This is a genomic window from Nonomuraea sp. NPDC049421 (assembly GCF_040677005.1).
Lineage (GTDB): Bacteria > Actinomycetota > Actinomycetes > Streptosporangiales > Streptosporangiaceae > Nonomuraea > Nonomuraea salmonea.
This window is the reverse complement of record NZ_JBFAQA010000001.1, coordinates 309,236-326,296: the sequence shown is the minus strand read 5'-3', so window position 1 is coordinate 326,296 and position 17,061 is coordinate 309,236. Positions and strand designations below refer to the sequence as shown.

General features: G+C 73.2%; 15 protein-coding genes. 6 read left to right on the top strand and 9 right to left on the bottom strand.

Annotated features, from left to right (window positions below; translation table 11 throughout):
- Positions 1-7: 7 nt before the first annotated feature.
- Together AB0K18_RS01450 and AB0K18_RS01445 are read left to right on the top strand one after the other, a co-directional pair.
- Complete coding sequence (locus tag AB0K18_RS01450) at positions 8-1,150, top strand: histidine kinase (RefSeq protein WP_364908230.1); 1,143 nt, start codon at positions 8-10, stop codon at positions 1,148-1,150.
- The gene (locus tag AB0K18_RS01445; RefSeq protein ID WP_364908227.1) at positions 1,147-1,752 is read left to right on the top strand and encodes a response regulator transcription factor; all 606 of its coding nucleotides are present in this window, start codon (positions 1,147-1,149) and stop codon (positions 1,750-1,752) included. The genes AB0K18_RS01450 and AB0K18_RS01445 overlap by 4 nt, the downstream gene beginning before the upstream one ends.
- Positions 1,753-1,810: 58 nt before the next feature.
- On the opposite strand, the gene npdG is transcribed toward AB0K18_RS01445, so the two are convergent.
- Both npdG and AB0K18_RS01435 read right to left on the bottom strand, forming a co-directional pair.
- Positions 1,811-2,464, bottom strand: a complete 654-nt coding sequence (gene npdG / locus AB0K18_RS01440) for an NADPH-dependent F420 reductase (RefSeq protein ID WP_364559479.1) — start codon at positions 2,462-2,464, stop codon at positions 1,811-1,813.
- An 84-nt stretch (positions 2,465-2,548) separates the two neighbouring features.
- Complete coding sequence (locus tag AB0K18_RS01435; RefSeq protein WP_364908224.1) at positions 2,549-3,691, bottom strand: lipase family protein; 1,143 nt, start codon at positions 3,689-3,691, stop codon at positions 2,549-2,551.
- Between the two features lie 174 nt (positions 3,692-3,865).
- On the opposite strand from AB0K18_RS01435, the gene AB0K18_RS01430 reads away from it, so the two are divergent.
- Positions 3,866-4,444, top strand: coding sequence for a hypothetical protein (locus tag AB0K18_RS01430; protein ID WP_364908222.1), 579 nt, complete (start codon positions 3,866-3,868; stop codon positions 4,442-4,444).
- 8 nt (positions 4,445-4,452) lie between these two features.
- On the opposite strand, the gene AB0K18_RS01425 is transcribed toward AB0K18_RS01430, so the two are convergent.
- Positions 4,453-5,460, bottom strand: coding sequence for a LysR family transcriptional regulator (locus tag AB0K18_RS01425; protein ID WP_364908220.1), 1,008 nt, complete (start codon positions 5,458-5,460; stop codon positions 4,453-4,455).
- A 74-nt stretch (positions 5,461-5,534) separates the two neighbouring features.
- On the opposite strand from AB0K18_RS01425, the gene AB0K18_RS01420 reads away from it, so the two are divergent.
- Positions 5,535-5,807, top strand: a complete 273-nt coding sequence (locus AB0K18_RS01420; protein WP_364559470.1) for a hypothetical protein — start codon at positions 5,535-5,537, stop codon at positions 5,805-5,807.
- Here the strand turns inward: AB0K18_RS01420 and AB0K18_RS01415 are convergent.
- The gene (locus AB0K18_RS01415; RefSeq protein ID WP_185112781.1) at positions 5,792-5,968 is read right to left on the bottom strand and encodes a hypothetical protein; all 177 of its coding nucleotides are present in this window, start codon (positions 5,966-5,968) and stop codon (positions 5,792-5,794) included. The genes AB0K18_RS01420 and AB0K18_RS01415 overlap by 16 nt on opposite strands.
- A gap of 32 nt (positions 5,969-6,000) precedes the next feature.
- Between AB0K18_RS01415 and map the strand changes: the two genes are divergently transcribed.
- The gene (gene map, locus AB0K18_RS01410; RefSeq protein WP_364908217.1) at positions 6,001-6,849 is read left to right on the top strand and encodes a type I methionyl aminopeptidase; all 849 of its coding nucleotides are present in this window, start codon (positions 6,001-6,003) and stop codon (positions 6,847-6,849) included.
- 182 nt (positions 6,850-7,031) lie between these two features.
- Here the strand turns inward: map and AB0K18_RS01405 are convergent, their stop codons facing one another.
- The 4 genes from AB0K18_RS01405 to AB0K18_RS01390 form a co-directional block, all read right to left on the bottom strand.
- A complete protein-coding gene (locus AB0K18_RS01405; RefSeq protein ID WP_364908214.1) occupies positions 7,032-7,424 on the bottom strand; it encodes an ATP-binding protein in 393 nt (130 codons plus the stop codon).
- A 232-nt stretch (positions 7,425-7,656) separates the two neighbouring features.
- Positions 7,657-9,660 (bottom strand): cytochrome c oxidase assembly protein, encoded by a 2,004-nt coding sequence (locus AB0K18_RS01400; RefSeq protein ID WP_364908211.1) that lies wholly within the window; start codon positions 9,658-9,660, stop codon positions 7,657-7,659.
- Positions 9,657-10,316, bottom strand: a complete 660-nt coding sequence (locus tag AB0K18_RS01395) for a copper resistance CopC family protein (protein WP_364908209.1) — start codon at positions 10,314-10,316, stop codon at positions 9,657-9,659. The genes AB0K18_RS01400 and AB0K18_RS01395 overlap by 4 nt, the downstream gene beginning before the upstream one ends.
- A gap of 148 nt (positions 10,317-10,464) precedes the next feature.
- A complete protein-coding gene (locus tag AB0K18_RS01390) occupies positions 10,465-11,790 on the bottom strand; it encodes a helix-turn-helix transcriptional regulator (protein ID WP_364908206.1) in 1,326 nt (441 codons plus the stop codon).
- 567 nt (positions 11,791-12,357) lie between these two features.
- On the opposite strand from AB0K18_RS01390, the gene AB0K18_RS01385 reads away from it, so the two are divergent.
- Positions 12,358-15,396 (top strand): BTAD domain-containing putative transcriptional regulator, encoded by a 3,039-nt coding sequence (locus AB0K18_RS01385; protein WP_364908203.1) that lies wholly within the window; start codon positions 12,358-12,360, stop codon positions 15,394-15,396.
- A 1-nt stretch (position 15,397) separates the two neighbouring features.
- Here AB0K18_RS01385 and AB0K18_RS01380 read toward each other — a convergent pair whose 3' ends face one another.
- A complete protein-coding gene (locus tag AB0K18_RS01380; protein ID WP_364908200.1) occupies positions 15,398-16,999 on the bottom strand; it encodes a helix-turn-helix domain-containing protein in 1,602 nt (533 codons plus the stop codon).
- Between the last annotated feature and the right edge of the window lie 62 nt (positions 17,000-17,061).

Here is a 17,061-nt window from a genome sequence, read left to right as displayed (position 1 = left end):
CTACGGCGTGCTCCCCTCCGCTGCCCAGCGGCTGGCGAGGTGGCTCATCACCGCCGTCGCCTGCGCCTACACGGTGATCACGCTGACCTACTTCCAGAACGGCGTGGCGTACGGGCTGCCGGCCGCCGCCACGATGGTCGCCGTGCTCGCCGCCCACTTCGTCAACATGCGGGCGGGCCTGCGCGGCGAACGCCCGCCCCTCCACCCGCTGCCCCTGGTGCTCCAGGCCGTCGTCACTTATCTGCCCGACCTGACCCTGCCCGGCGGCGGGTCGGCGCTGCCCGCGCCGCTGCTGGCCGGGGCGCTGCTGACCTTGCTGCCGCTGCCATGGGGCAGCGCGCTGATCGTCCTCATGATGCTGTACGAGGGCTGGGCGCTCTGGGCGGGCCCCGGGTTCGCCTTCCTCACCGCGTTCTACGTCATGACCGTGCCGACCACGGGGGCCATGACGTACGCGCTGGTCCGGCTCACCCGCGTCACCGCCGAGCTGCAGGAGGCCAGGGCGGAGCTGGCGGACGCCGCCGTGCTCAAGGAGCGGCTGCGGATCTCCCGCGACCTGCACGACGGGCTCGGCCGCAGCCTGACCGCCATCGCGCTCAAGGGCGACCTGGCCGGCCGCCTCATCGAGCGCGACCCCGCCTCCGCCCGCACCGAGGTCGGCGAGCTGGTGCAGGTGGCCAGGGAGGCGGCCCAGGACGTACGGCAGGTGGCGCGGGGCTACCGGGCGATGTCGTTGTCCGGCGAGGTGGACCGGGCGGTGGCGCTGCTGGAGTCGTCGGGGGTGAGCGTGCAGGCCCACCTGGCGCACGCGGCGCTGCCGGGCAGGTCGGAGCAGGCGCTGGCGTGGGGGGTGCGCGAGGGGGTCACGAACGTCCTGCGCCACAGCCGGGCCACGACCTGCACGATCACCACGTCCGTCCACGGCGGGACGGCCCGGCTGGAGATCGCCAACGACGGCGCCGATCCCCCAGGACCCGGCACGACCGGCGGCGGGCTTGTTCCGGCGGCCGGGGCTGGTGCTGGGACCGGGACTGCGGCTGCGGGTGGTGGGCTGACGGGGCTCGCCGAGCGGGCCGCGCAGGCCGGCGGCACCTGCACCGCCACGCCCACCGACGGCGGCTTCGTCCTCGCGATGGAGGTGAGCGCGTGATCAGGGTGCTGCTCGCCGAGGACATGCACATGATCCGCGCCGCGCTCACCGCGCTGCTGCGGCTGGAGAGCGACATCGAGGTGGTCGCGGAGGTCACCAAGGGCGACGAGATCGTCCCCGAGGCGCTGCGGGTGCGGCCCGACGTCGCGGTCGTGGACATCGACCTGCCGGTGGTCGACGGCATCACCGCGGCCGCGACGCTCGGGGAGCGGCTGCCGTCCTGCCGGATCCTGGTGCTGACCGCCATGGGGCAGCCGGGCAACGTGCGCAGGGCGCTGGCCGCCGGCATCGAGGCGTTCCTGGTCAAGGACGCTCCCGGCGACCGGCTCGCCGACGCGATCCGGCGTACCGCCGCCGGACTGCGCGTCCTGGACGCCGAGCTGGTCTCGGCCGCCATGGAGTACGGCGAGAGCCCCCTGACGCCCAGGGAGACGACCGTGCTGAAGGAGGCCGCGAGGGGCGCGTCCGCCGAGGACATCGCCGTCCGCCTGCACCTGTCGCCCGGCACCGTGCGCAACTACCTCACGGGCGCCATCACCAAGACCGGCGCCCGCAACAAGATCGACGCCATCCGCATCGCCCAGGACGCCGGCTGGCTCTAGGCCGCCGTGCCAGGTGCCGTGCCGGGTGCCGTGTCAGGCGCCCGGCCCAGATGTCGGCTCAGATGTCGGTGATGCGGATGCCGGCGTGGGCCTTGTAGCGGCGGTTGATGGAGATGAGGTTGGCGGTGAACGCCTCGATCTGGTAGGCGTTGCGCAGCCGCCCGCCGTACACGCCGCGCACCCCGGGGATGGCCTCGGCCAGCGCCTGTACGGCGTCCGTGGCCTCACGGTCGTCGCCCAGCACCAGCACGTCGAGATCGACCTTCTCGACGGCCGGGTCGAGCAGCAGCACGGCGGACACATGGTGGAACGCGGCCACCACCCGGCTGTCCGGCAGCACGGCGGCGGCCTGCTCGGCGGCGCTGCCCTCCTCGACCGGCAGCGCGTAGGCGCCCTTCTTGTCGAAGCCGAGCGGGTTGACGCAGTCGACCACGATCTTCCCGGCCAGCTCGCTCCGCAATGACTCCAGCAGCGCCTTGTGCCCCTCGTACGGCACCGCGATGATCACGATGTCGGCCCTGGTCGCCACGTCGGCGTTCTCGCCCCCGCTCGCGCCGGCCCCGATGGACTCGGCCGCCTCCTGGGCGCGCTGGGCGTTGCGGGAGCCGATGAGCACGGGGTGCCCGGCCAGCGCGAACCTGCGGGCGAGCCCCTTGCCCTGGTCGCCGGTGCCGCCGAGGATTCCGATGGAAAGCTTGTTCACGTCTGCCATAACCAGATCATGTCAGGATCGCTTCCCGCCGGCGTGCCGGGCACTCCGTGTCCCGGCCCCCGAGCGGGGGCCGGGACGGATCGGTCAGCAGTTGCCGAACGCGGGCAGTCCCAGCATGCGCAGGGCCAGCCACTCGATGGCCGGCGGGCCGCCCTCGATGGCGCCTGTCACGTGGTTCGGCGCGGGCAGCGAGGCCCAGCGCACGTTCACGCCGGCCCGGCAGTACTCCGAGCGCAGCGCCGACCCGGCCGCGAGCGGGATGATCTCGTCGCCGCGCGCGTGGTAGAGGAACACCGGCACCCGCGGCGGCGTGCCGCCGAGCCGGTTCTCGGCCAGGCGGGCGAGCCACTTGGGCTGGTTCATCAGGTCGATCGGGCTGATGTCGGAGAAGCGCAGCCCGGCGAGCTTGCTCAGGTCGCCCACGCAGTCGTCGGCCGCGTCGGCGAGCAGCGCCCTGCCCCGGTCGTTGAGGTCGGCCTCCAGGTCCAGCTCGGGGTAGGCGGCGTCGAGCCCCACCCCTGCCGCGGCGGCCAGCCCGAAGTTCGGGCCGCCGTCGAGGTTGCGGGCCACCGCGCCGAGGTCGGCGGGCACCCCGCCAGCGGCGACGCCGCGCAGCCGCAGCTCGGGCGCGTACGACGGCTGGAGCTGCGCCGCCCACCCGGCGGACGCGCCGCCCTGGGAGTAGCCCATGATGCCGACCGGCGCCTGGGCGGACAGCCCCGCGGCGGGCACGCGGGTGGCGGCCCTGATCGAGTCGAGCACGGCGTGCCCCTGGGAGACGCCCGCCATGTACGTGTGCTGCCCCGGCGTGCCGAGCCCCTCGTAGTCGGTGATCGCGACCGCGTACCCCTTCAGCAGGAACAGGCTGACCAGCGCCAGCTCGGCCTCGCGGCCCTGGCTCATGCTGACGGACGGAGCGCACTGGTCGCCGAGCCCGTGGGTGCCGACGGCGTACCCGATGATCGGGCGGCGGCCGAGCGGATACGACGCCTTGGGCACGAGCAGGGTGCCGGAGACCGTGTTGGGCGTGCCGATGGCGGAGGTGGAGGTGTAGCGCAGGTGCCAGGCGTTGACCGGGACTTCGAGCAGCTTGCCCGGCAGCAGATAGACCGTGGTGGGCTGGGCGGAGACGACGTCTCCCGGTGCCGCGGCGCGGGCGGGCGCCGCGACGAACGACGTGATCGATAACAGGGTCAGGAACATGCTGACGCGCACACGTAAGGTCATGTGCCGCCCCTCTCCGTGAGGTATGCGCTTGGGGGAGGGCGGCGCCGCGAGCCCGATCGTTACCCGAGGGTAACTCCATGTCAAGGCCCGAAATGACGGAGAAACACGTTCCATGTCAATACGTCACATGGGAACCAGACACCCCGCGCCCGGTCCGTCAGGCACCATGGAGGCATGGACTCAGGATCGGTGGCCCTCCTGCGCGAACTCCTGGCCGAGACCGGCTGGCTCGAACGCGCCCGCGAGCTGGGCCTGGCCCTGCGGGCCACCCGCTCGCCCGGCGGGCTGCTGCTGGTCGGCACCCCCGACGACGAGCCCTGGCACCTGACCGCCCACCTCGCCGACGAGGCCAGGTTCTCTGGGCTGTCCCAGCTCACGCCCACGCTGCTGCGCTGGGCTCCGCCGCTCGACGCGCCGCCGCACCTGCGGGTCGGGCTCGACCGGCTGGAGCAGGCGGGGCGCGGGGAGACGCTGTTCGTGCTGGCCGAGCAGCAGGCGCCGGTACCGCTGCTCGAACGGGTCGACGACGCGCGCCGTACGGGGGCCACGATCCTGGCGATCGAGGGCGGCGACCGCGACCTGGCCGGGCTGGCCCACGACGCGATCGCGGTGCCGCGCGACGGGCTGGTGACGTTCGACGGGGCTCAGCACCTGGTGAGCGCGGCGGCCGGCGAGGCCGACCAACGCCCTGGGCTGCGCGAACGCCTCGCCCGCCTCCTCGACAAGGTCAGCGGCCCCCACCTCACCGACTGACAGCCGCCTCACGACGCCCCACCGTCGGCACGGCGGTCGTGGTGAGGGGAGGAGGGGTCGGCAGGCTCGGCGGTGGGGTGGCCGGAGAGGCGGGCGCGCAGCGCCGGGGCGAGGGCGGCCGTGGCCTCCTCGATCGCCTTGATGACCACGGCCTGGACCGGGTCGGGCTCGCCTGAGCGGGTGCGGCTCACGCGGGTGACGGTGTCCAGGCGGCGGGCGCCGATGTCGCGGATGTCGCTCACGCGTACCTCGCCCTCGGGGACGTCGAGCAGCGCCAGCTCCGGCACGATCGCCACCCCGTGCCCGGCCGCGACCAGCGCGAGCGTCGGCCCGAACTCGGTGATGACGTGCACCTTGCGCGGCTCGGCCCCGTGCAGCCCCGCCAGCCGCTCCAGCGCCTGCCCGCACGCCTGCGCGGGATCGCCCGCCACCCACGGCCGCCGCATCAGGTCCTCGACGGTGGACGGCGGATCGGGCCAGGAGGGCGGCACGACGACGCGGTATTCGTCGACGTAGAGCAGGCGGGTGGTCAGCGACGGCAACGACAGCGGCGGCAGGCCCATGTCCCGCTCGGTGATGAGCACGTCCACCGACCCCAGCCGCAGCTCCTGCAGCGCCGGCTGCCCGTAGATCTCGCGGATGACCGGCGTGATGCGCGGATGGCGCCGGGCCAGCTCCCGCATCGCGGGCACCAGCACATGGGTGATCACGGTGGGGAACGCGGCGATGCGTACGGGACCGGCCAGGCGCTCGGTGAAGCGGGTCAGCTCGCGCTTGGCCTCGGTCAGCTCCTCCTCCACCCGGTCGGCGTACCCGGCCAGCACCCGCCCCGCAGGCGTCAGCGAGACGCTGCGCTGGGAGCGGTCGATGAGGGGCAGGCCGACCTCGCGTTCGAGCTGGGCCAGCTGCTGCGAGACGGCGGACGGGGTGAGGTGCAGCGCCTCGGCGGCCCGCGCGACGCCGCCGCGCCTTGCCACCTCACGCAGGACGCGTAATCGCCGAGGGTCGATCTCCATTTAGGACAGCTTAGGCCCGGAGTGAAGGTTCCGTTAATTGTGCTTCAGTGCCCGTAGTGCGCAGAATGTCGCTCATGGATCTCCTGCTCGACGCCGTCGGCTGGGCCGGCGCGGCCCTGCTGCTGGCCGGCTACGCCCTCGTCTCGTCCGCCCGCCTGTCGGGCGACGGGCTCGCGTACCAGCTGATCAACCTCGGCGGCTCCGTCGGGCTGATGATCAACAGCGCGTACAGCGCCGCCTGGCCGTCGGCGGCGCTCAACCTGATCTGGGCCGCCATCGGGGTCACCGCCCTGGTCAAGCTGGCCAGGGCGGTGCCGAGGGCGGCAGGACGTCAGTCGTCGTCCTGATCGGCCTCGTCCCACGCCTTGTTGCGGTCGGCGGCACGCTGCAACGCTCCTGCCGCCTCCTGCTCCGACGCGTAAGGGCCCATCCGATCCTTGTTGGGGCAGCCCTGATCGGGCTCGACCCGCATGTGTTTGAGACAGAACCACCACTGGCCTTCGCTCACGGGGTCAATTCTGCCCCGTAGACTCGTGTTTCATGACGACACTGCTCCAGCCAGGGCGAGTTTCGCCCATGCGAAAGGTTCCCGCCCACATCGAGCGGCCGGAGTACGTCGGCAAGAAGCGCCCCAAGACCGGCGAGTCCGACGTGAAGACCCCCGAGATCATCGAGCGGATGCGCGTGGCGGGCAGGATCGCCGGCCAGGCTCTCGAGGAGGTCGGCAGACACGTCCGGCCGGGCGTCACCACCGACGAGCTCGACAGGATCGGCCACGAGTTCCTCCTCGACCACGGCGCCTACCCCAGCACGCTGGGCTACAAGGGCTATCCGAAGTCGCTGTGCACCTCGATCAACGAGGTCATCTGCCACGGCATCCCCGACGACACCGTGCTGCGGGACGGCGACATCGTCAACGTCGACATCACCGCCTACATCGGCGGCGTCCACGGCGACACCGACGCGACGTTCCTGGTCGGAGAGGTCGACGAGGAGTCGCGGCTGCTGGTCGAGCGCACCCGCGAGTCGATGATGCGGGCCATCAAGGCCGTCGCGCCGGGCCGCCAGCTCAACGTGGTGGGCCGCGTCATCGAGGCGTACGCCAAGCGCTTCGGCTACGGCGTGGTGCGCGACTTCACCGGCCACGGCATCGGCGCCACCTTCCACTCCGGCCTCATGGTGCCCCACTACGACGACCCGTCGCTGCGGGTGGAACTGGTGCCGGGCATGACGTTCACCATCGAGCCGATGCTGACGCTGGGCACGATCGAATACGAGATCTGGCCCGACAAGTGGACGGCGGTGACGAAGGACCGCAAGCGCACGGCCCAGTTCGAGCACACGATCGTGGTCACCGACACCGGCAGCGAGATCCTCACCCTGCCCTGACCCGCCCCGGTCACGGGGGCGGGCCACCACAGGATCGGCCGCCTCGACAAGGCCGTCGGAGCCTGGCAGGCGGGGCAGGATCGGCCGCCCCTCATCCGGGCCGGCAGGCGGGAGCGCAGGATCGGCCGCCTCGTCGGGGCAGGCGGCCTCAGCGAGGCCTTGGTCCTGAGCGGGCGGGGCCGTCAGGGGCGCGGAGCCGGCACCACGCCGGACACCGTGGTGCCCTCGCCGAGCACGCTGTTGACCGACAGGCTCCCCCCGGCCTCGGCGAACGCCGCCCGCATACGGGCGATGCCGCCCCCGGACCCCGACGCGATGAAGCCCTGCCCGTCGTCGCTGACGGTCATGCGCAGCCCGCTCCTGCCCACCGTCACGGCGATGGACACCGTGCGAGCCCTGCTGTGCCGCTCGACGTTGGACAGCGCCTCACGCAAGGTGGCCATGACGCAGCTGGAGACGCCTGACGCCACGTCGGTCGCCGGCAGCGCCCAGGTCTCCACTGCGATCCCGGTGCGCTCCGACCACTCGGCGAGGCAGCTCTCCAGCGCCTCGGCCAGGCTCTGCCCCCCGCGCATCCGTGTCTCTTCCGACAATGGTCATCGCCTTTCTCGGCACCCCGGGCCACACGCCGGTCCCCACTCCGGCGCTCCCGTCAACGCGGTGCGCATCCCCCCTCAAGGCCACGCACGCTGCCTGACGGGGTTATACCCGTCTCCCCTGGGAGAAAGGCTACCCGCCGGTCGATGGGCTTGTAGTGGGAAGGTAGAAGGCCATGTCCGATCGGCTACGCACCCGAGGCCAGAGCCCCTATTCGCCCTTGTCGGCCCTGTCGGCCCTGTCGGCCCTGTCGGCGCGGTTGAGGCGGGCGAGGTAGGCGTTGTAGGAGTCGAGCTCGGGATCGCCCGCGCCGGCGCGGTCGGCCCTGCGATCGGCGCGGCGGGCCTGGCGGTCGTCGTCCTGGTACCACTGCACGGCGATGGCCAGCAGCACGATGAGCGTCGGGATCTCGCCGAAGCCCCACGCGATGGCGCCGCCGTCGCGCTGGGTCTGCAGCAGGGTGTCGCCCCAGGTGCGGCCGAGCTGCTCGTACCAGCCGGATGCGATCACGGTGCCCATCATCATCAGCGCGATGCCGAAGAAGGCGTGGAACGGCATGGTGACGAACAGCATCAGCAGCCGCCCGACGTGCGGCAGCCGGTTGGGGCCCGGGTCGACGCCGATGATCACCCAGAAGAACAGCGCGCCGCTGAGCAGGAAGTGCAGGGTCATCCAGATGTGGCCGAGGTGCTCGTTCATGGCCGACTCGAACAGCGGCGTGAAGTAGAGCGCGTACGTGGACGCGACGAAGATCGCCGTGGCGACCACGGGATGCGTGATGACCTTGGTGAACCGGCTGTGCAGGATCGTCGTGATCCACTCGCGCGGCCCCCTGTCGCCCCTCCTGGCGGCCGGCTTGAGCGCGCGCAGGGCCAGCGTGACGGGCCCGCCGAGGACCAGGAAGATCGGCACCACCATCGACAGCGTCATGTGCTCGATCATGTGGATGTCGAACATGACCTTGGCGTAGCGGGCCAGTCCGCTCTGGGTGGAGAACACCAGCAGGGCGACGCCGACGTACCAGGAGGCGGTGCGCCCCCACGACCAGGTGTCGCCGCGCCGCCGCAGGCGGATCACGCCGAGCGCGTAAAGGCCGGCCAGCACGGCGGCCACCACGGCGAAGAACAGGTCGAACCACCACAGGGTGAACACGTTGCCCAGCGTGAGGGCGGGCGGCATGGGGAAGCCGAGCAGCTCGTACGCCCGGTCGGCCGGGATGCTGAAGTCGGGCGGCGGCGTCCGCGACAGCGCCACGGCCACGCCGATGGTGGCGAACATGAGCACGGTCTCGCCGCCGGCCAGCCGGGTGAACGCCCGGGGCTTGCCCGCCTTGAGGTCGGTCAGCGTGCGCTGGCGGTGCCAGTAGCCGACGTAGCCGAGCAGCACGAAGGCCACGACCTTGGCCAGGGCGAGCAGGCCGTACTCGGTGGTCCACAGGTCGGAGACCGCGCCGAGGCGGGCGACCAGGGCGAACACGCCGGACAGCCCCACGCCCGCGTAGCAGAACAGCGCCAGCCGGGAGAAGCGCTCGGCCGCGAGCTCCAGCTGCGGCTGCTTGCGCAGCGCGTGCAGCGCGAGCACGCCGAGCCCGCCCACCCACAGGGCGAGCGAGAGCAGGTGCAGCGCGACCGACGAGGTGGCGAGGTCGTGGTTGGGCGAGGAGGAGGTGTGGCCGGTCAGCGGCGCGGGCAGCATCGTCACCAGCGCGAACACCAGCAGCCCCGCCGCCGCGCCCGCGGTGATCGCGCCGCGCGAGAACAGCGCGATGGCCACCCCGAACAGCACCACGAGCGTCAGCGCGACGCCCTGCGTGGTCTGGGTGGCGTAGCTGGTGAGGATCACGCGGTCGAGGACCTGGGGCAGGGTGCGGCCGATGGTCTCGGCCGCGCCGAACAGGATCGCGAGGAACGCCGCCCCGGCCCACGTCAGCGCCGCCCACGAGCTGGCCTTGACGTAGTCGACCGCGCTCTTGCCGAGCACGCCCTTGTCGTTGGGCAGCAGCAGGGCGGCCATGAGCAGCAGGCCGACGGTGACGACGCCGGCGGCGTCCATGAGCAGCTTCGAGATCGGCAGCCCCCACCGGACGACCGCGCCGGAGTCGGGCAGCCCTGGGATGATCCTGGGGAACGCCCTGCCGCCCGCGATCATGCCGATGACCAGGGCGGCGACGGCGGCCACCGTGCTCACGAGCGCGAGGCGCACCGATCGGGTCATGGCTGCTTTCTCCGCGCGCTGAGCAGGAAGCCGATGCCGATGCCGACGAGCGCGCCGATGACGACGATCAGCCAGACGGGGAACGTGGCGTCCTGCTCGGCCGCGGCCGTGTCGGCCTCGATCGTGGCGTCGCCGCTGGGCGCCGCCGCCGGCTGCTCGGATGACTGCTCAGGCGGTGGCGAGGCCGCGGTCTCGGCGGGCGCGGGCGTCTCATCTGCACCCTCCGTCGCGGCGTCGGACGCGGCGTCGGACGCGGCGTCGGACGGCTCGGCGCTGGGAGCGGCCTTTTCCGCGCCCTTCACCCGGAACGGGATCTCCCCCTCGATCGGGTGCCCGTCCGACGACACGACGCGATAGGCGATCGTGTACTTCCCGTCGGGCAGCGGCCCCTTGACCGCCTGCGTCACCACGGCGCCGTCGACCTCGGGCTTGCCGCTCTGATGCTGGGCGTCGCCGTCGCCGCGGACGATGACGAACGGCAGCCGCACCTTGGCGCTGAACTCGAGCCTGATCTCGTCGAGGGACTCCACCTCGGCGTTCTTGGCTGGGCTGCTGCTCTTGAGCGTGTCGTGCGCCAGCGCGGGGGTGGCGGTGCCGAACACGAACAGGGCGGCGGCGAGAATCGCGGTGAGGGCCGCGAGCGGGGATCTGTTCATGGCAACCCCCAGGCTACCGACGCCCCCGCCCGGTCCGGACCCCGCTCCTCGAACTCGGGTCTACAATTCGCCCGCCCTGTCACTTTCCGGCTCATCCCCGGCCTTAGGGACAGGCCGGGGATGGGGACGGGATGCGACGGCAACGGCCTCAGAGGCCGGCGCAGGCCAGCGCCCGCTGGTAGGCGTCGATCGCGCCGTCGGTGTCGCCGAGCTGCTCCATCGTCTCGGCCGTGGCGTACCAGTGGGAGGCCGAGCGGCGGGTGTCGGGCAGCGGCTGCAGCCACCGCTCGACGGCGGCGGCGTGCTCGCGGCCCTCCTCCGTCTTGCCAGCGGCGCCGTGGATGCGGCCGAGCAGCAGGTTGGCCTCGGCGCCTGCCACGTGGCCGTATTGGGGCAGCAGGTTGCGGCAGGCCACGGCGTGGCGGGCGGCGTCGTCGAGGTCGTTGCTCATGTATTCGGCGCAGGCCAGCTCGAGGTAGAGGGTGGCCTGGTCGATGGTGCTGGTCGAGGTCTGCTCGAACTCTTCGATCGCCGAGCGCAGCAGGTTGCGGACGCTCGCCGGTTCCTGGGCGCCGGTGCGCAGCCGGGTGCGGGCGGCCTGCAGGCGCATGCGCGCGGTGTTGCGCGGCTGCCCGTGCTCGAGCTGGACGGCCAGGGCCCGCTCGATGAACGCGACCGCCTCGTCGTGGTGGCCGGTGGCGCGGGCGACGATGGCGGCGTTCCAGTTGGCCGCCACGATGGAGCGCGGGGTGCCCAGCGCGTCGGCGGCGTTGAGCAGCTCGGCGGCGAACTGCCTGGCGCGCAGCATGTCGCCGCGCTCGTAGTAGGCCATGAGCAGGGTGGCGGCCAGCTCGACCCGCTGGTCGGTCCAGGGCTCGCGGGCGTTGCCGATCAGCAGCTGCTCGCCCACCTCGACGGCGAGGTGCAGCTGCTCGCTCTCGCGGTAGGCCCGGCACAGCGCGACGGCCACCTCGAGGGCGCGCTCGGAGGGCAGCTCCTCCTCGCGGAGCCGCAGCATGATCGCGATCGCCTCGTCGAGGTCTCCCGCGGCCTCCGTGGCCAGCGCCAGGCCGAACTCGGCTTCTTGACGAAGCGATGTCAAACCTGCCAAGTTACTGTTTCCCAGGAGTTCCGCGAAACGCGTGCGGGCCTCGGCGACCTCGCCGTTCTCGAGTGCCAGCCGCGCGTAGCCGAGGGCCAGCTCGATGTCCTCCATCTGCTCGGCGGTGACACCGTTGATCAGGTAGGACAGCGAGCAGTCCAGTTTCGTGGCCAGCAGCTCCAAGACCGCAGGGGTGGGAGTACGCTTGCCGCTCTCGATCAACGAGACGTAACTGTCCGACAACTCGGGATGTGCCAGCTGAGCCTGAGAAAGGCCGCGTTGCCGCCTAACCGTCTTGATACGGAGTCCGACTAGGTCCGATGTGGTCACAGCTGCCACTCCCTGAGAAGATGAAGTCCGAGCAACCCACATAGGCGAGGGAGAACCCCCATGCGTAAGCGCATTGCCCTGTCAGTCCTGGCCGTCGCGATCGGCGCCGCGGTAGCCCTTGCAGGTAATGTTACGACCGCGAGTGCCTCTACGTCTTCCCTCACGAACTCCATCACGAGCGCGACCGCCGACGTCGGCTGCTGCTGACGTCACGACGGCGTCGAAGCAGGCGGTCGAAGCAGAACGCTCGGGCAGCGCACGACTTTTTCGGGCAGGCACCGCACACGCCTGGCCCGGTCGTCGTGCGGGCACGCTCGTAACGCTGGTGTCGGACTCGTGTGGTCCCGTCACCCGCCGGTCGCGCGTCACCGCCTGAGTCACTGATCAGGGGCCCACGTGAATCAATACACACCAGAGACGGCCGGTTGACAAGCTACCGGCCGCATCTACATTCCAGCTACACGCCACGTGGGCCCTCCCCCCTCCCGGCATCGCGATGAGGCTTCCCCCGTGCATCCCCCCGTGCCTCCCTCCGACGATCACCGTGCTCCTCCGGCATCCGGCCTGGTCTTAGGTCTGCTGGGGCCGGTGGTGGGGGTGCGCGACGACATGCCGCTCGATCTGGGCCCGCCGCTCCAGCAGGCGATCGCGGCGATGCTCGCGACGCGTTCCGGCCGGGTGGTGACCCTTCCGCAGCTCATCGAGGGCCTCTGGGGCGACGATCCGCCCCTCAGTGCCCAGCAGAGCGTCTACACCTACGTCGCCGGGCTGCGGCGTGCCTTCGAGCCGGGCCGCGGCCGGCGTGAGCCGCCCCGTACGGTCGTCAAGGCGCCGGGCGGTTACCTCCTACGGCTCGATCCCCTGCGGACCGACGTGCATCTCTTCGCCGCCCGCCTGGAGGCGGCGGACCAGGCCCACGGGTCCGGCGACCTGCCGGCCGCGTTACGCACCCTCGACGAGGCGCTCGCGTTATGGCGCGGGCCCGCGCTCAGCGGGGTTCCAGGGCCGTTCGCGGACGGTGAGCGGGCCAGGCTCGGCGAGCTCCACGTGCTCGCCGTCGAGGCCAGGGCCGAGGTCCTGACCGGGCTCGGCCGCCCCGAGGACGCGCTGGCCGCGTTGCACGACCTGACCCGCCGCCACCCTCTGCGCGAACGCCCCCGCGAGCTGCTCATGCTGGCCCTGCACGCGTCCGGCCGCCAGGCGGAGGCGCTGCAGGTCTTCGAGGAGGCCAGGCGCGTCCTGGCCGATGAACTGGGCGCCGACCCCGGCGAGGGCCTGCGCCGCGCCCACGGGCTCGCCCTGACGCCCCCCGAGGAGCCTCCTGCGCCGGACGGCGGCCGGACGCCCGCGCAGGGCCCCCCGCGTAGGGACCGCGGCCAGCCGCACCCCACCCGCCCCCGACACGAGCGGCCCGGCGCGCAGCCCGCCTCTCCCCGGAACGAGACCGGCGCGCAGGGCAGCGCGGAGGGGGCCTCTCCCCCACGCGAGACCGGCGAGCACGAAGCCGCTCCCCCGCGTGAGACCGATGCGCAGGCGTCCTCTCCTTCGCGTGAGGGGTTCGTGCCGCGGCAGCTTCCCCGGGCGCTGGCGGGGTTCGTGGGGCGGACGCGGGAGATCGTGCGGCTCACGTCCTTGCTGGATCCGTCGGGTGATGAGGCGCCGCATCCGTTCGTGGTGATCTGCGGGGCGCCGGGGGTCGGCAAGTCGACGCTGGCGGTACGGGTCGCCCACGCCGTACGCCACCGCTTCCCCGACGGCCAGCTCTACGTCAACCTGCGCGGCGGTACGCCGAACGTGCCGCGCCCCTCCGCGTACGAGGTGCTGAGCCGGCTGCTGCGCGGCCTGGGCACGCCCGACAACGCGGTGCCCGCCGACGAGGACGAGGCCGCCGCCCTGCTGCGCAGCGCGCTGCACGGCCGCCGGCTGCTCGTGCTCCTCGACGACGCCGCCGGGCTCGCGCAGGTCAGGCCGTTCACCGCGGCGCCGCCCGGCACCACGGTCCTGGTCACGAGCCGGGAGTCCCTGGTGACCGGCGCCGACCGCGCGCAGGTGCGCCTGGGCCCGCTGCCGGACGCGGAGGCCACGGCCATGCTGGCCGAGCTGGCGGGCGCCGACCGGGTGGCCGCCGACCTCGGCCAGACCGGCAGGCTGGTCCGGCTGTGTGACGGGTTCCCGCTGGCGCTGCGCATCGCGGGGGCCCGGCTGGCCGACCGTCCCGACTGGAGCGTGGGGGCGCTGACGGAGCGGCTCACCGACGAACGGCGCAGGCTGCGGGAGCTGGAGGCGGGCGAGCTGGCCGTACGGTCGAGCCTGGCGGCCAGCTGGACGGCGCTCAGCGGCAGCGCCCGCGAGATCGACGCGGCGGCGGCCCGGCTGCTGGCCCTGCTGGGTCTCCTGCACGTGCCCGACATCACCCTGGAGGCGGCCGCGGCGCTGTCGGGAGGCTCGGGAACCGACCCGGAGACCGACCCGGAGACCGACCCGGAGACCGACCCGGAGACCGACGTGGAGCGGGCGCTTGAGCGCCTGTGCGACGCCCACCTGCTGGAGGCCGGGGAGCCGGGCCGCTACCACCCGCACGACCTGGTCCGGCTGTTCGCGAGCGACCTGCTGCCCGCGGGCGAGCGGACGGCGCCGCTGCTGCGGGCGTTCGGCTTCTACACCGAGTCGGTCAGGGCGGCCGCGCGGACCAGCGACCCGCACCGCGTCCACTGCCTGTATCCGCCGGTCGAGGCGACCGGGCGTTCGTTCCGGGACGCGGCGGAGGCGGACGACTGGCTGCGTACGGAGGAGGCCACGCTGCTGGCCGCCGCGTTCCAGGCCATGGCGGACCCCGACGACGGCGTGGCGCGGGCGGGCGCTGCGATCGGCGCGGCGCTGTGGTGGTACCAGCAGAAGTCGTACCGGGTGAGACACCTCGTCGCGACGGGCGAGCGGCTGGTCGCCACCGGCGAGCGGCTCCAGGACGAGGTCATCGCGATGCACGGCCACGCGCACCTGGCGACGGGCCTCTACTTCAAGGGCGACCCGGCCTCCGTCACGCACAACGAGCGGCACCTGGCACTCGCCAAGCGGCTCGGCGACCGCTTCAACGAGCAGCGGGCGCACGGCAACCTGTCCTCCACGCTGCTGAAGTGGGAGCGCTTCGGGGAGGCGCTGGACCACGCGCTGGCGCAGCGCGCGATCGCCCGCGAGATCGGCTCGGACGTCGGCGAGCGCTACGCGCTGCTGGTGGCCGGGCGGGCCTACCTGGAGCTGGGGCGGTTCGACGAGGCCGCGGGCGTGCTGGAGGAGGGCGCGGCGATGGCGGAGCGGGCGGGCGACCCGCACAGCCGCGTCGAGTTCGCGGTGTGGCAGGGCAGGGCGCTGATCGACATGGGGCGGCTCGACACGGCGTTCTCGGTGCTCAGCGAGACGCTGGAGCCGGCGAGGAGCACGTCGAGGACGACGGAGATGGCGTGCCTGGTGCACCTGACGCGGGTGCACCGCCTGCTGGGGCAGCTCGGCGAGGCCGTGCGGCGCAGCGCGGAGGCGGTGGCGGCGGCCGAGCGGGCGGGCAGCTCGTACTGGCTCGAACGGGCGATCGCCGAGCGCGACGAGGCCGCGTCAGTGCAGTGCCCGGCCCGCACGCGTCGCCGCGGTCACTGACTCACAGCGGTGGCGCGGTGTCTCTGAGCGCCAGGAAGAAGTCCACGCGGTCGGCCATCGTGGACAGGTCGCGGCCGGTCAGCTCCTCGATCCTGCGTACGCGGTAGCGCACGGTGTTGACGTGCACGTGGAGCTGCTCGGCGCAGGAGTTCCACGAGCCGGCCCGGTCGAGGAAGACGCCGAGCGTGCGTACCAGGTCGGACTGGTGCCTGCGGTCGTAGTCGAGCAGCGGCGACAGCAGCCGGCGGGAGAAGGAGCGGCGCACGTCGGAGGGCACGGTGGCGAGCAGCAGCGCGTGCGTGTAGATCTCGTCGCTGGTGACGACGCCGCCGGCGCGGTCCTCGGCCAGGCGGCGGGCGTGCCCTGCCTCCTCGACGCCGCCCTTGACGGCGGCGGCGCCGGTCAGGGCGCCGCTGAGGCCGACGCACAGGCGGGTGTCCGGCAGCGCGGCCACCACCTCGGCCCCGGCGCGCAAACGGGCGGCCAGCTCGGCAGTGCCGCTGCCGCTGCCGGTTCCGCTGCCGGTGCCGCCCCCGCTGCCGCTGCCGGTGCCGGTGCCGCCCCCGCTGCCGGTGCCGCTGCCGGTTCCGCTCCCGCCCCCGGTACTGCCCTCGCGCAGGGGCACGACGGCGACCGCGCCGTCGGCGCCGGCCGCGGCGACGATCTCGCGGCCGAGCAGCTCTTCCACGATCCGGCCGCCGAGGGTGGCGGGGTCGGGGCCGCGGGTGGCGCCGGGCCTGACGGCGACGGCGTTGACCACCGCGTACTGCTCCGACGCCCCGATCCCGCAGGTCCGCAGCCTGGCGTTGAGCTCGGCCGGGTCGGCGCCCGCCAGCGCGGCGACGATGAGCTGCTCGGCCAGGCGGCGCTCGACGCGGCGGCCCTCCTCGACGCGGCTGCGCTCGAGCCCGACGCAGGCGGCCAGCTCGTAGCCGACGTCGGCCCGGTCCATCAGGTCGCCGTCGCAGGCCAGCGCCCAGCCGGCGGCGCGGTGCCCGCGTCCGACGGCGAAGATCGTGTGCTTCCCCGCCAGGACGGGCAGCCGTGGCGCGGTCAGGTACGTCGTGGCCAGGCCCACGGGATCGTCGGCGACGCCCACCACGACCTCGCCCGACGCGGACAGGACGGCGCCGGTGACGCCCAGCTCGGCGGCGGTCAGCTCGAACAGCTCGGCCAGCCCGGCGCCCTCGGCGAGGGCGGCGACGAGCCTGCGGTGCCGGCCGAGCGCGTCGCGCGCGTCGCCGGCCTGCCGGCGCGCCGCCAGCTCGGCCAGCGTGCGGAACGACACCTCGACGGGCACCTCAAGCAGCGGCAGCCCGGCCCGCTCACAGGCGGCGACCAGGTCGCCCGGCACGTGGCCGAGCAGCGCCTGCCCGGCGCCCAGCGCGGCGACGCCCGACTCGGCCAGCGCCGCGACGAACCGGGCGGAGTCGCCCGGCTCGCGCCACCAGGTCAGCCCGGTCAGCACGAGCTCGCCGCCGGCCAGGTAGCGGCCTGGCTCGGGCAGGTCGGTGACGTACACGCCGGCGAACTCCCGGGCGGGGTCGCCGGTGAGCAGGGTCAGGCGCAGGTCCTCGATGGCCAGCAGGTCGGAGAGGCGCACCTGTAGGAATGTACAAGGCGGGCAGGACAACCGCTGACCGACATTTCACGTCGTGCGCATAG